This window comes from Serpentinicella sp. ANB-PHB4 (genome assembly GCF_031432315.1).
Lineage (GTDB): Bacteria > Bacillota > Clostridia > Peptostreptococcales > Natronincolaceae > Serpentinicella.
Genome location: NZ_JAVKGO010000002.1, coordinates 108,521 through 122,409, shown reverse-complemented (window position 1 = coordinate 122,409; position 13,889 = coordinate 108,521). Strand labels below are relative to the sequence as shown.

The 13,889-nt window shown below is 33.1% G+C and carries 12 protein-coding genes; 7 read left to right on the top strand and 5 right to left on the bottom strand.

The annotated features are described in order from the left end of the window. Positions 1–31: 31 nt before the first annotated feature. Positions 32–1,936 (bottom strand): PAS domain-containing hybrid sensor histidine kinase/response regulator, encoded by a 1,905-nt coding sequence (locus tag RH915_RS03145; RefSeq protein ID WP_310477861.1) that lies wholly within the window; start codon positions 1,934–1,936, stop codon positions 32–34. A 170-nt stretch (positions 1,937–2,106) separates the two neighbouring features. Here RH915_RS03145 and RH915_RS03140 point away from each other — a divergent pair, with 170 nt between their 5' ends. Continuing rightward, positions 2,107–3,459, top strand: a complete 1,353-nt coding sequence (locus tag RH915_RS03140; RefSeq protein ID WP_310477860.1) for a deoxyribodipyrimidine photo-lyase — start codon at positions 2,107–2,109, stop codon at positions 3,457–3,459. Between the two features lie 26 nt (positions 3,460–3,485). Here the strand turns inward: RH915_RS03140 and RH915_RS03135 are convergent, their stop codons facing one another. From RH915_RS03135 to RH915_RS03125, 3 genes are read right to left on the bottom strand one after another with little or no spacing between them, the layout of a single operon-like run. Then, positions 3,486–4,172, bottom strand: a complete 687-nt coding sequence (locus tag RH915_RS03135; protein WP_310477859.1) for an ABC transporter ATP-binding protein — start codon at positions 4,170–4,172, stop codon at positions 3,486–3,488. After that, on the bottom strand, positions 4,165–5,325 hold the full coding sequence (locus tag RH915_RS03130) for an ABC transporter permease (RefSeq protein WP_310477858.1): 1,161 nt from the start codon (positions 5,323–5,325) through the stop codon (positions 4,165–4,167). The genes RH915_RS03135 and RH915_RS03130 overlap by 8 nt, the downstream gene beginning before the upstream one ends. Beyond that, positions 5,309–5,977: a cobalamin B12-binding domain-containing protein gene (locus RH915_RS03125; RefSeq protein WP_310477857.1), complete on the bottom strand. Its 669-nt coding sequence runs from the start codon at positions 5,975–5,977 to the stop codon at positions 5,309–5,311. Before RH915_RS03125 ends, RH915_RS03130 begins: the two co-directional genes overlap by 17 nt. Before the next feature lie 423 nt (positions 5,978–6,400). Between RH915_RS03125 and RH915_RS03120 the strand changes: the two genes are divergently transcribed. The 4 genes from RH915_RS03120 to hydF are packed head-to-tail and all read left to right on the top strand — an operon-like array spanning position 6,401 to position 10,298. Further along, the gene (locus tag RH915_RS03120) at positions 6,401–6,658 is read left to right on the top strand and encodes a TM1266 family iron-only hydrogenase system putative regulator (protein WP_310477856.1); all 258 of its coding nucleotides are present in this window, start codon (positions 6,401–6,403) and stop codon (positions 6,656–6,658) included. Further along, positions 6,655–7,701 carry a [FeFe] hydrogenase H-cluster radical SAM maturase HydE gene (gene hydE, locus RH915_RS03115; RefSeq protein WP_310477855.1) on the top strand — a complete coding sequence of 349 codons (1,047 nt, stop codon included), beginning with the start codon at positions 6,655–6,657 and terminating at the stop codon, positions 7,699–7,701. The genes RH915_RS03120 and hydE overlap by 4 nt, the downstream gene beginning before the upstream one ends. Next, complete coding sequence (hydG, locus tag RH915_RS03110) at positions 7,701–9,077, top strand: [FeFe] hydrogenase H-cluster radical SAM maturase HydG (RefSeq protein WP_310477854.1); 1,377 nt, start codon at positions 7,701–7,703, stop codon at positions 9,075–9,077. Before hydE ends, hydG begins: the two co-directional genes overlap by 1 nt. A gap of 15 nt (positions 9,078–9,092) precedes the next feature. Continuing rightward, complete coding sequence (hydF, locus tag RH915_RS03105; protein ID WP_310477853.1) at positions 9,093–10,298, top strand: [FeFe] hydrogenase H-cluster maturation GTPase HydF; 1,206 nt, start codon at positions 9,093–9,095, stop codon at positions 10,296–10,298. Positions 10,299–10,360: 62 nt separating this feature from the next. Here the strand turns inward: hydF and RH915_RS03100 are convergent, their stop codons facing one another. Further along, positions 10,361–10,708: a flagellar protein FlaG gene (locus tag RH915_RS03100; protein ID WP_310477852.1), complete on the bottom strand. Its 348-nt coding sequence runs from the start codon at positions 10,706–10,708 to the stop codon at positions 10,361–10,363. A 248-nt stretch (positions 10,709–10,956) separates the two neighbouring features. On the opposite strand from RH915_RS03100, the gene RH915_RS03095 reads away from it, so the two are divergent. Beyond that, a complete protein-coding gene (locus RH915_RS03095) occupies positions 10,957–13,092 on the top strand; it encodes a sensor histidine kinase (protein ID WP_310477851.1) in 2,136 nt (711 codons plus the stop codon). 2 nt (positions 13,093–13,094) lie between these two features. Continuing rightward, positions 13,095–13,799, top strand: a complete 705-nt coding sequence (locus RH915_RS03090) for a response regulator transcription factor (protein ID WP_310477850.1) — start codon at positions 13,095–13,097, stop codon at positions 13,797–13,799. The last annotated feature ends 90 nt before the right edge of the window (positions 13,800–13,889 follow it).

The following is a 13,889-nucleotide window of genomic DNA, read 5'->3' as shown; positions in this document are numbered from 1 at the left end:
CATAATAAACCCATATAGCATAAATATAAAGCTATATGGGTTTATTATGTAAAATTTCATCTATTTTTTCTATCAAATGCTTTGGAAAAATTGGCTTTAGTATATAGTCTTCCATATTTAGATTTTTACATTTTATTTGGTCTTCTGGACTCATAGATGCTGTTACAGCAACAATTGGTACTTTGATTCCTCTTTCTTTTATCTTTTTTGTAATTTCAAAACCGTCCATATCCGGAATGTGAAGATCCATCAATATTAAATCATAATGTTTTTCTTCTAAAATCTCAAATACTTCCTTACCACTACTTGCAATAGAAGTTAACGCTCCTGCACTTGATAAAGTATGGGATATAATTTTTTGATTCACAAAGTCATCCTCTACTACAAGAACATTTATATTATTTAAATTTAATGCTGGTATAATATTTTTATTTTCTTTAGTTTTATGTTCATGACTTAACTTTTTAAAAGTTAAGTTAAAGAAGAACTGTGTGCCTTCTCCTTTTCTACTTTCAACATCTAATTTACTGCCTAAAAGCTCCACGATGTTTTTACATATGGCAAGTCCTAATCCTGTTCCTCCATACTTACGAGCAATTGAAGCATCTACCTGATGAAAGGGTTTTAAAATGCTATTTTTCTCTTTTAGGTCTATGCCTATACCAGTATCCGTAACTGTAAAAAACAATACTATATGCTCTTTGGAACAAGATTCTTTTGTTATGTTTATTGAAATCTGACCATTCTTGGTAAATTTAATGCTATTTTCAATCAAATTAGATAATACTTGGCTTACTTTCATCTCATCGCCAATCACTTTTGTTGGTATGGTTGGATCAATGTTAAAGTCAAAATCATTGCAATTATTTTCTGTACTTTTCTTGAAATGCCTTTTTAAACGATTGCATAAGTGATAGATACTAAAACATTTTTCTTCAATTTCCATATGTCCTGACTCAATTTTAGATAGATCTAACAAACTATTAATCAACGTATATAAGCGATTAGCAGAGTCAGTTAAATAATCTATATACTCACTTTGTTTTCCTTCTAAATTTGTATCTTTTAGAAGCTGTATTGAACCAATGACCCCATTAAGGGGTGTTCTAATCTCATGACTGGTATTCGCTAAAAACTGACTTTTTAGATGATTTGCTTCCTCGGCTTTTTTTCTAGCTTGCTCTAACTCTTCTTCTATTTTTTTGTGCTTTCTTATATCCCTTGCAATCATAAAGTAGGTTTCTTTATCATTTAGTTTTAAGCGATTTACGCTTACTTCCACTAAAATAATTTCGCCTTTTTTGGTAATCTGTTCCCACTCTTCTTGAACACTACCATGCATTTGTATTCTTTTTCGTACTTGAACTAATTTGTTTCTAAATTTTGGCGCAGTTATATCCTCTATATTTAAACCAAGAAATTCTTCCCTTGTATACCCTAGTAGTTTACATGTTTTATCATTTACATCTATAAAATGGGGCGCATTGTTTTGGTAGCTATATAAAATCATTGCATCACTTGCGTTGTTAAAAATTTGATTAAAGTTCCTTTCATTTTGTAGCTCAAAGTGCCAGACCATTCCTTTATATGCATTTTCTATTACTAACGGCGTGTACGTTCGTTTTATAGATTTACCATTTTTTAAATTTAAAATATCGACATATTTATTTTTCCCTTTTATAATCTCTTTTATATCCGGTATGAAATCATTATCATTAACTAACTGTTCTTTAACAACTTCTGCTAGTTTCCATGCATCTTTAAAAGAATAGCACGCTTCTTTTAATTGCCAAATTTCTTTAAATTTATTATTCATAAATAGAACCTGTGAATTTTGATCAAGTACAAGGATTCCTTCTATAGTTCCGTTTATAATATCCTTTATTATATATTGGTAAAACCATGATTCATCTGTTTTTATATCCTGTGTTTGCATACAGTTCACCTCTTTTTCTAAAACTTAAGCCCTATAATAACCATGACTATATTAGCATATTACATTTTTTAATTAAAGAGATAAAAGATAATTTTATTGAATAGCTATTGTTTTTCTTATAATTCTTTAGGGTATAATGAATAGGAATTATGTATAAAGGCGGTGTTTATTTGAAGATTAAAAGAGTCCGTAAGTTTAAAAATGATGCGCAGCATACTACTCCAGGTGCTATAATTTATTGGATGAGCCGAGATCAACGGATCAAGGATAATTGGGCTTTGTATTACGCGCAGACTTTAGCATTAAAATATCAAGTCCCTTTAGGCATCGTCTTTTCATTATCGCCACAATTTTTAGGTGCCACAATAAGACAATACGATTTTATGCTTAAAGGATTAGAAGCGCTTGAAACAACCCTTTCAGAATATGAAGTACCTTTTTTTCTACTTTTAGGTGAACCAACAGATACTATAGAGGCATTTGTTCAAAAAAATAAAGTTAGTGCTTTAGTTACGGATTTTTCTCCTTTGAAGATGCAAAGGCATTGGAAAAAACATTTGTTTCCTACTCTTGAAATTCCTATATATGAAGTGGATACCCATAATATTGTACCTATTTGGGAAGCTTCAGAAAAACAGGAGTATGCGGCTTATACGATTAGACCCAAGATACATAAACGTTTAGCCTATTACCTAGATGAGCTAAAACAAATAGTTCCCCATCTTTATTCATGGCCTACTACAACTCATAAGACAGATTGGAAAGGTGTATATGAAACACTAGAAGTGGATGAAAAAGTATTGCCACTGGATTGGTTAGTTCCAGGTGAACAAGCTGCCAAGGAAGTGTTGGAGGATTTTATCGATAATAAGCTGGATGTCTATGACAAATATCGAAACGACCCAAATAAGCAGGTTACTTCAAATCTGTCTCCTTATTTTCATTTTGGGCAACTCTCGCCCCAGCGAGTAGCATTAGCAGTTCAAGCTTCGAATGCCTCGGGGGACAATAAGGAAGCATTTCTAGAAGAACTTATTGTAAGACGGGAATTAGCGGACAATTTCTGTTATTACAACAGTAATTATGATAATTTTTTAGGTTTCCCAAGGTGGGCCCAAGCATCATTAAAAGCCCATAGGGAGGATCCGCGGGAGTTTATTTACAGTAAAGATGATTTTGAAAAAGGTCAAACACATGACCCTTTGTGGAATAAAACCCAAGAAGACCTTGTAAACAAAGGTAAAATTCATGGATATTTAAGAATGTACTGGGCTAAAAAAATACTAGAGTGGTCAAGAAGTCCTGAAGATGCCATGCATATTTCAATTTATCTTAATGATAAATATGCTATTGATGGCAGGGACCCTAATGGCTATGTGGGTATTGCTTGGAGCATAGGCGGGGTTCATGATCGTGCCTGGTTTAATCGAAATATTTATGGAAAAGTGCGCTACATGAACTTTAATGGATGCAAATCCAAGTTTGATGTTGATGCATATATCAATAATGGAACACTCGTTTAAAAAGCAGGTCTCTTAGACCTGCTTTATTATCGTTTAAAATCCATATTTATTCTTCCATCATTTATCTCAATAATTCGATCTGCCTTTTCTGCAATACGTTGATCATGGGTAATAATAACAAAAGTCGTGTTAAACTGCTTGTTAATGTCCCTAAGTAAGTTGTATACATCCTCAGAAGTATCGGAATCTAGGTTACCAGTAGGCTCATCTGCTAAAATTACTTTCGGGTTATTCATCAATGCCCGAGCAATTGCTGTTCTTTGCTGCTGCCCTCCTGATAATTGAGTAGCAAGATTGTTTTTTACTTTTGTTAGTCCCAGCATATCGATCAGGTATTCAGCTCTTTTTTCTACGTCACTGGTTAGTTGCCCCCCTTTAATGTAATGGGGCATTAAAATATTTTCAATCACTTTAAATTCAGGGAGCAAGTAGTGAAATTGAAAGATAAACCCTAACATATCATTTCTTAAATTAGCCAACTGATTTTTTGTCATCTCTGTGGTGTTCTTTCCATTTATATACACTTCTCCATTTGTAGGATTATCTAAGGTTCCCATTATATTTAACAGTGTACTTTTCCCACTACCGGATTGTCCTATAATCGAATTAAAACTTCCAGCTTCAAATGATAAGTTTATATCATAAAGTACCTGTGTTTTTATATTTGTTCCATATATTTTCTCTACACCTTTCATTTTTATAATATTATCCATTTTTGATTACCTCCATTGGTGACAGTTTTGATGATTTTATGGCTGGTATAAGTGCAGCAATGGTTGCTGAAAAAATTGCAATTATTGCAGATAAAGCAATAAATTTATAATTTATATATATTGCTACTACTGGCGTCCCATCTGGATTTACAGCAAAAACAGTGAAGCTATATAGTAGTAACATCCCTAATGCTATACCTAAAATGCCTCCCATAATTCCAAGAATAAATCCTTGGAATAAAAATACTAGACTTGCTGTTCTATCCTTTACTCCCATGGCCTTTAAAATCCCTAATTGTCTTGATTTTTGTAATACTGATATTGCTAGTACACTAGCAATTCCTAAAACTACTGCAACTAAAACAAAGACTTGTATCATAATACTCGAGACACTCTGTCCTTGCAAACCACTTAGCAGCTGTTCATTTTCTTCTTTCCAATTTGTAATGGTCAAGTCTTTCATATTTATTTTTTCCTGTATTTCATTTGCTATTTGATCCGCCTCAAAAACATCAAAAATTTGCATTTCTAATGCCGTAATGCGATTGTCAATATCAAATACATTTTGTGCGGTGCTTATGTTTGTAATAATCCAACTTTTATTAATATTGGTTACTTTTAAATCGAAAAACCCTGCTACGGTTAATGCTTGTGCTTTGCCTTGGGGTGTAATTATGTTTACTTTTTCTCCTTTATTTACTCCTAGTTCATTCTTTAATTGTTTTCCTATTATAATTTGATTTTCTTTTAAAGGCTTTTCACCCGCTATCATACTATCTGAGATTTGATATATAAGATCGGCTTGTTGTAATCCGAAACCTCTTAAAACAATTGATTCTGTTTTATCATTAAAGTCTATAAATCCTGGTAGGGATACTGTAGGAGAAACAACGGTAATTTCATTGTCTTTTTTATTTATTTCATTCATTATAGATTCCCAATTTTCAATAGTTTTGTCACTTTTTTGTGATTGTATTGTTATTTGAGATGTATTGCCAATGGTTGTATTAATTAAATCTTTTTGTAGTCCTTGAATAAGAGAACCAATAAACACTTGTACAGCTACTCCTATGGCAATCCCTAATGTAATTAAAAGCGTTTGTCCTTTACTTGATTTTAAAAAACGCAGTGCTATTTTAAATGCCAGTTTCATTTAGTGTACTCCCTTCCAATTGACGAATGCTATCAAAGTCTTGTAATAAAAGGTCAGCGCCAATGTCCTTATAGGCTTGAGGATTTCTGTTAAAGGCATACCCTCCAACAATAATTTTAATCGATTTTTTATATGTGCTTCGTAAATTTTTAATAGCTCTTTCTGCAGCTACTAAATGAAAATAGTTTGAAACACTTATTGCAATGTAATCTGGTTCATATGCCAAGGCAATTTTTAATATTTCCTCTTTGGGCGTATTTCCACCTACAAAAGTAGCTTGGTAACCACATAGATTGAAAAAATCTGTCACCATTCTTGGGCCAATTTCGTGATATTCCTCTTGTGGACACATTACAAGCACTTTTTTACCATGGTGAAGTTTGTATTTTTCATCCCGTTCTTTTATAACATGTGGGTAACAACACTCAATAACTGTTCGAACTATACTTGTACGTATATGTTCTTGCCAAATGTGAATATTTTGTGCCTTCTTATAATGGGCTATGTCATTTAAAGTTGGCGCCAGTATATCTTCATATAAACTAACTATGTCTATATTCCCTTTCGTTAAATTTTCCAATATATACTTTACTGCATTTTCTTTATCCTCATTATTGATATACTTTACTATTTGGTCTTTTACGGCATTCACACTTGTCACTCCATTCTTTGTATATTTCTTTAAATTAAAGAAAAGGCTATGTATTTCAGCGTTCAATCTATGATATTTATACCCAATAGTTTTTCACAATATCATTTTCTACTAAATATCCTGTAATACTTCACAACACCATTGAAACCGTTTAATGTTGACAAACCACTTTTTGATTGATAAAATATTAACAAACCATCAATTAATCAGAGTTTATTCTTTGTTTAATTGAAACTATAAATAAAATGACCTGTAAGAAAAGTATTGTCTAATCTTAGCAGGAAGTTTGTTATAACATACATTACCATGCACAATGGTTATTTTTGATGTGTTCAAACTCTCCTTCTAGGGGAGTTTTTCTATTTACAAACAAGAAATTAACGATAGGTTGTTTTAATCCTAATAAAAAGGTTGTGATCTACTATGAAAAAAATTGCAATCATAAGTGCAATACTAGAGGAACCAAGGCTATGTCAACAACAGTTTAATGATGTAGTATCCTCTTTTAGTGGCATTGTCAAGGGTAGGATGGGTATTCCCTTTGATCAAGAAAATATATCAGTCATTTCCCTTACAGTTGTTGGAACCCTTGATGAAATAAATAGCCTTACGGGTAAGTTAGGAAATATTAAACACGTATTGGTTAAAACCGCCGTGTCAAAGAAAGAGGTTGGCCTATGATTAAATTAATTGATCAGCTTTATAGCGATAATGATTTAAATGAAAAAGAACTCCTATACCTTCTTAATAATCTTGATCAAGAAAGTAGAAATTACTTAATGAAAAAAGCCCACGAAACACGGATGGCACACTATGGAGACGCCGTCTATATGCGGGGGTTAATTGAGCTTTCTAATTACTGCAAAAGAAATTGTGTCTACTGTGGAATCCGTACGACCAATAATAAGGCTGAACGCTATCGCCTCTCTTTGGATCAAATTCTTCAGTGCTGTGAAATTGGCTATAATCTAGGCTATAGAACCTTTGTTCTTCAAGGGGGCGAGGATGATTACTTTAGCGATGATAAAATAGTAAATATGATTAAAAGCATTAAAGATAAATACGCTGATTGTGCGATCACGCTATCCCTCGGTGAAAAATCCTATGAATCCTATAAAAAGTACTATGATGCTGGAGCGGATCGTTATTTACTTCGTCATGAGACTGCTTCGAAAAAATTATACAAGTCACTCCACCCAGGAATGCGCTTAGAAAACCGTATACAATGTTTGAGTGACCTTAAATCTATAGGCTATCAGGTTGGCTCTGGTTTTTTAGTTGGGCTTCCCAATCAAAGAAATGAAGATTATGTAAAGGATCTTTTGTTTCTAAAAGACCTTAATCCTCATATGGTTGGTATTGGACCTTTTATTCCTCATGAGCACACGCCTCTTAAGGATGCGGATAAAGGTACTGTGGAAATGACCACTACCTTAATTGGTATTGTGCGTCTGCTACTCCCAAAGGTTCTTTTACCAGCAACAACAGCACTAGGTAGTATTGATCCACTGGGAAGAGAAAAAGGGATTCAGTTTGGGGCAAATGTAGTTATGCCTAACCTTTCCCCTACAAATGTTCGTGAAAAATATGCACTTTATGATGGTAAAATTTGTACAGGTGACGAAGCTGCTGAATGCCGTCAATGTATTGAGGGTAGAATTAACCGAGCTGGATTTTCTATTAATATGTCCCGAGGGGACCACAAGGATTGGAGTGAAGTATAATGTTTATCAATCATAAATATATTGAAAATTTATTAGAATCGTCAAAAAACGCCTCTAAGCATGATATAGAAAAAGTACTCAATAAGGCGGAAACAAAAGTAGGTTTATCCCACGAAGATATTGCGCTGTTACTACAGGTCGAAGATCAGGAACAAATAGAAAGAATGTATAGGCTCGCCGGTGATATAAAACAATCTATTTACGGTAATCGAGTGGTTATTTTTGCTCCCCTTTACGTGAGCGATTATTGTGTAAACAACTGCGTATATTGTGGTTATAAACGGGATAATAAATTCTCTAGAAGAAAATTAAACCGTCAGGAAATACAAGAAGAAGTACGTTTTCTTGAAAAGATGGGACACAAACGATTAGCCCTAGAAGCCGGTGAAGATCCTATAAACTGTGATATTGATTATATTTTAGATGCTGTTGATGCAGTGTACTCAACCTACGAAGATCAGGGTGCAATTCGTCGGATTAATGTTAATGTTGCAGCTACAACGACAGAAAATTATAAAAAACTTAAAGCAGCGGATATTGGTACCTATATTCTATTTCAGGAAACCTACCATCAACCCACCTTTGAAAGAATGCATCCCAAGTCAATTAAAGGGGACTACGAATATCATCTTACTGCCTTTGATCGTGCAATGGAGGCGGGTATCGATGATGTAGGTGCCGGTGTTCTTTTTGGTTTAGCAGACCCTAAATTTGAAGTGCTTTCCCTTATGCTTCATAACGAACACTTAGAAAAAAAATATGGCGTGGGTTTTCACACAATTTCTGTACCTCGTTTAAAAAAGGCTGAAGGAATGGACTTAAACACATTCCCACATATCATTAATGATGAAATGTTTAAAAAGGTTGTTGCTATCATTCGATTAGCGGTTCCTTTCACTGGTATTATTCTGTCCACTAGAGAATCTGCAAAAATGCGTAAGGAAGTTATTGAATACGGGGTATCCCAAATTAGTGCTGGCTCATGTACCGGAGTTGGTGGGTATAAGGAATCTGACTCTGGCAGAAAGGTCAGTCAGTTTGATGTAGAGGATAACCGAAGTCCTATTGAGGTATTAAAAGAACTGATTGGTGATGCTCATATTCCAAGCTACTGTACCGCATGTTATCGACAAGGACGTACCGGTGACCGTTTTATGCGCCTTGCAAAGTCAGGAGAAATACAAAATGTCTGTAATCCGAATGCCCTTATGACACTGATGGAATTTATGATGGATTACGGAGATGATGATTTATTTAAAATTGGTGAAGCACTTATTTATAAAGAAGTAGAAAAAATTCAACGAGAAGACATTAAACAGTTAACGCTGAATAATCTTGAAAAAATTAAAAATGGTGAGCGGGATTTATTTTTATAAGAAGGGAGCAAAAACATGAATAGTACCCCTAATGCTAACAGAGTCCACATTGCGATATATGGTAAAACAAACTCTGGGAAGTCCTCTCTTCTCAATGCGATTATCGGACAAGATATTTCTATCGTTTCTGACGTCAAAGGGACAACGACAGATCCTGTTTTTAAAAACATGGAACTTATACCCTTCGGACCTGTAGTCTTTATTGATACTGCTGGTCTTGATGATGAAAGTAATCTTGGTACCTTAAGAGTAGAAAAAAGTTTAAAAATTCTACAACGTACTGACTTTGCAATCTATGTTTTAGATATACAAGATACAGATTTAAAAGCTTATCATGAAACAATACAGGATTTTAAAAAATATAATATTCCTTATATGACCGTATTTAATAAAATGGATACCGTCACTCATGAAGCTATTGAAAAGAAAAAAGAAGCTTTTGATGATGCGATCTTTGTGTCTGCCCTAAAAGACAAAAATGTTCTTTATCTTAAAGATCATTTAATCAAAAAATTACAGCAAGGAGAAGCTGATCCTCCAATTGTAGGTGACCTGATCCCATATAATGGTACCGTAGTTATGGTTGTACCTATTGATTCAGAAGCCCCTAAGGGACGAATTATTTTGCCTCAGGTTCAGCTAATTCGTGATTGTTTAGATCATGGTATTAAAAGCTATGTAGTAAGGGATACAGAACTTGAAGGTGCGTTAAAGGATATTAAGAACATTGACCTTGTGGTGACAGATTCTCAAGCTTTTAAAAAAGTAAATGAGATTGTTCCAAGTGACATTAAGCTAACTAGCTTCTCTATTTTATTTGCCCGGTACAAAGGAGATTTAGATGTATTTGTAGATGGGATAAAAAAGATTAAATCCTTAGATGCGTCTTCAAGAATACTGATCTCAGAAAGCTGCACCCATAACCATTCCCATGAGGACATCGGGCGAGTGAAAATTCCTATGCTTTTAAATAAGCATATTGGTAAGGAACTCAACTATGATTTTAAAATGGGTCATGATTTTCCTAAGGATTTATCCAATTATGACTACATTATTCACTGTGGGTCCTGTATGGTGAATAAAAAAACAATGATGACCCGACTTTCACTGTGTAAGGAAAAAAATATTCCTATTACTAATTATGGGGTATTACTTGCTGATTTAACGGGTATTTTATCTAGGTCAATTGAGATATTCAAAGCTACACCTAATTTAAAATAGAGTTATAAATTTTAAGCACGCCATTTCTCTAAAAGGCGTGCTAATTAATTTTCTCTATAATTTTAAGTGTATTCATCTGCTACCAACCCAGCTATTTCCCATGTCTTTGATAATATATCCAGTATTTTTTCTGAAGGAAACTCTTTTATAACCTCCTTATTCTCAACATCCATTACTTTTACAATTAATCGATTTGTTTCTTCATGAATATCAAACTGTAAAGTAGTCGATTTATAATCTCTTAAACTAGGTAAAATTTGAATTAACTTTTCTTTCTTTATATTTAATTGATCTTCTACTTTATTAATGTAATTTTTTGATTCTTGTTGGGATTTTATTTCACTATTATGTCCTAATCCATTGTAATGAGATTGTGCCCATTGATTAAATTCTATACGTAATACATTCATACACAAGCCCTTTTTAACATTTTTATGAAAATTTTGATAAATTTACTTTAATTTTTGTTGAGTCTAGGCTATAATTTAAGTTATCTCAAAATTCTTAATTTTTTATATAACGATATAAAATACTATTCTAAAAATCATACTCTAAAGTTAATTTTATCATACATGCTAATCTAAATACGATAAATACAAGTTTAAGAAAACCTTAACTTTTCTTTAACTATAAATGATCATTGGGGGTTATTCCTAAAATGGGAAAATTTAAATTTGTTATTATCCTAATATTTTTATTATTATCTGGTTGTACTTCCAGTAGTTATGCATCGTATGATGTTCCCCCAACAGCTATTGATGGTAAATTAGACTTATATGATTGGCATTGGGATCAGATACTCCCTTTAAATGGTGAGTGGGAGTTTTACTGGGATGAGTTATTGTATCCCGAAGACTTTAATGCCTCAAGAACAGCAACTAATTTTATTACCTTACCACGGGCTTGGAATAACTATGTTGTTAAAGATAAGAAGCTACCAGGCTTTGGAAAAGCAACCTATCGCCTTTTGATTCAACATTCTAGTGATGAAATATTAGCAATAAAGATTCCTAGAATTTTTACTTCTTATAATTTATGGGCTAATCAAGAGTTAATTGCTTCTGCTGGTGATATTGATATAAACAACCATAAACCACAATATCTGCCTCAGATTCAGTATCTTAATACCGATGCAAAAAATATTGAACTTATAGTCCAGGTAACTAATCTTAGTCACAGAAGTGGGGGTATTTTAGAAAGCATACAAATTGGTACTGCTGATCAAATAACAGAACGGCGAATTAGAAATCTTACCCTAGAACTTTTTTTATTTGGTTGCTTGTTTATCATTGGACTATACCAGTTAGCCCTATATATATTTAGGACAAAGGATAAATCTACTTTGTATTTTGGAATTTACTCTTTATTTATTAGTGCTAGGACATTAATCGTAGGTGAAATATTTTTTATACACCTTTTTCCTAGTTTCAGCTGGGAAGTTGCCCATAAAGTCCAAACCCTTGCTTACTATTTAGGTATTCCTTTAATATTTTTATTTTTACGAGAAACATTTCCTAAAGACACATCGAATAATATATATAAGGTTATTAAAGTAATGACAATTGTTTCTATATCTCTAGTTTTCTTTACACCAGCTAGAATATTTACCTATTTTAACCCAGTATACCAAGTTTACTCTTTGATAATTTTTGCATATATTTCTTATTTTGCTTGCGTTCTTTGTTATAGAAAAAGAGATGGTGCCTATTTAATTTGTTTTGGACTAATGAGTCTAATCCTTACTACTATAAACGATATTGTTTTTTTAAGTATTGTTGTAGCAGATACGGATAATCATTTTTTAAGAAATATTATTACTAAGGGTAATCTGTCCTCTTGGGGACACTTAGTATTTGTATTCACCCAATCTTTGTTGGTAGCTAAAAGGTTTTCAAAAAGCTTCTCAAACGTAGAGTTATTAAAAGAGCAACTTCAATCATCAAATAGAAACCTTGAGGAAAAAGTTAAAGAACGTACTTTAGCTTTGGAAACTTCGAAAGAAGAATTAAAGGAAGCCTATACTACTGTATCTAGGTCAGAAAAGTCATTACAAGACTTAATGCAGAATATATCCCATGATTTACGTACACCTTTATCTTCCATTAAAGGATACACAAACGCTATATTGGATGGTATAGTAAATGAACCTAAACAACAAAAAAACTATCTTAAAAGAGTGATTGATAAAGTAAACCACTTAAATTATATGGTACAGGAACTATTTGATCTATCACAACTGCAGTCCCGGCAGTTAAAACTACAACTTACACCGATTTCAGTAAAGTGGCTAATAGAGAATCTTTCTGAGAAATATCATTACGATATGATGAATGAGGACGTTAATTTTACAGTTAGCAATACTGACTATTACAGTGAGCACGAGCCTTCATCTTTTTTTGTTAAGGTTGATATACAAAGACTTGAGCGGGTTTTCTCAAATTTGTTAAATAACGCACTAAAATATACACCTAAAAACGGTACTATTACCCTTAACTTTAAGATTGATATAGATAATAGGGAACTTCTCGTTGAAATTTCAGACAGTGGCATTGGTATCTCAAAAGAAGATCTCCCTTATGTATTTGAACGTTTCTACATGGCATCTAAGTCACGTCAAACTACTAATAAAAGTAATGGTTTAGGTCTTGCCATTGTTAAGGAAATTATTGAGTATCACCAGGGCTCAATTTGGGTTGAAAGCAAGAAAAAACATGGTACTTCTTTTTTCTTTACCTTACCAATTTATCAAGATAGTCTTGAAAAAGTTTATTCTTATAACCTTGAGGAGGTGTAATAATGTCAGGCGAAAGAATTCTTGTTGTTGACGACGATTCCGATATTAGAGAAATTATTTCATTATACTTAGAAAAAGAGGGTTATGACGTATTAACGGCATCTGATGGAAACCAAGCACTAAAACATGCTTTTTCATCAAAACCGGATTTAATTATTCTTGATATGATGCTTCCTGGTTTAGATGGTATAGAGGTGTGCCAAGAGATACGAAAAAAACTTGTTACTCCTATTTTATTTCTTAGCTGCAAGTCCACACCGAACGACAAATCAATAGGACTTATCGCAGGTGGGGATGACTATATGAGCAAGCCCTTTGAAACAATGGAATTAATTGCTCGAGTTAAGGCTCACTTACGCCGTAACCGAATGTTAGACATTGGACATAATTTAAACAAAGATATTGGTATTATTAACTACCCCGGGTTAATAATTGATTTGAGTAGTCATTCAGTCGTTAGCAATAACAATGAAGTGACTCTATCCCCTCGGGAATTTCAACTGCTTACTTTACTTGCACAAAGCCCTAATGTTGTATTTAGTAATGAAGAATTATTTCAAACATTATGGGGAACAGAGAGTTATGGGGATTATCGAACGGTTATGGTACATATTAGTAATATTAGAAAAAAGATTGAACAGGATGCTAAAAATCCTATATTTATACAGACTATAAAAGGTGTTGGTTACAGATTCACAGCTGGTTAGTTATACAAATTAAAAGTATAGCTGTTAACCGATAATTTTTATATATGACAAAAACCTCAGTTATCTGAGGTTTTTGTCATATATATTCCC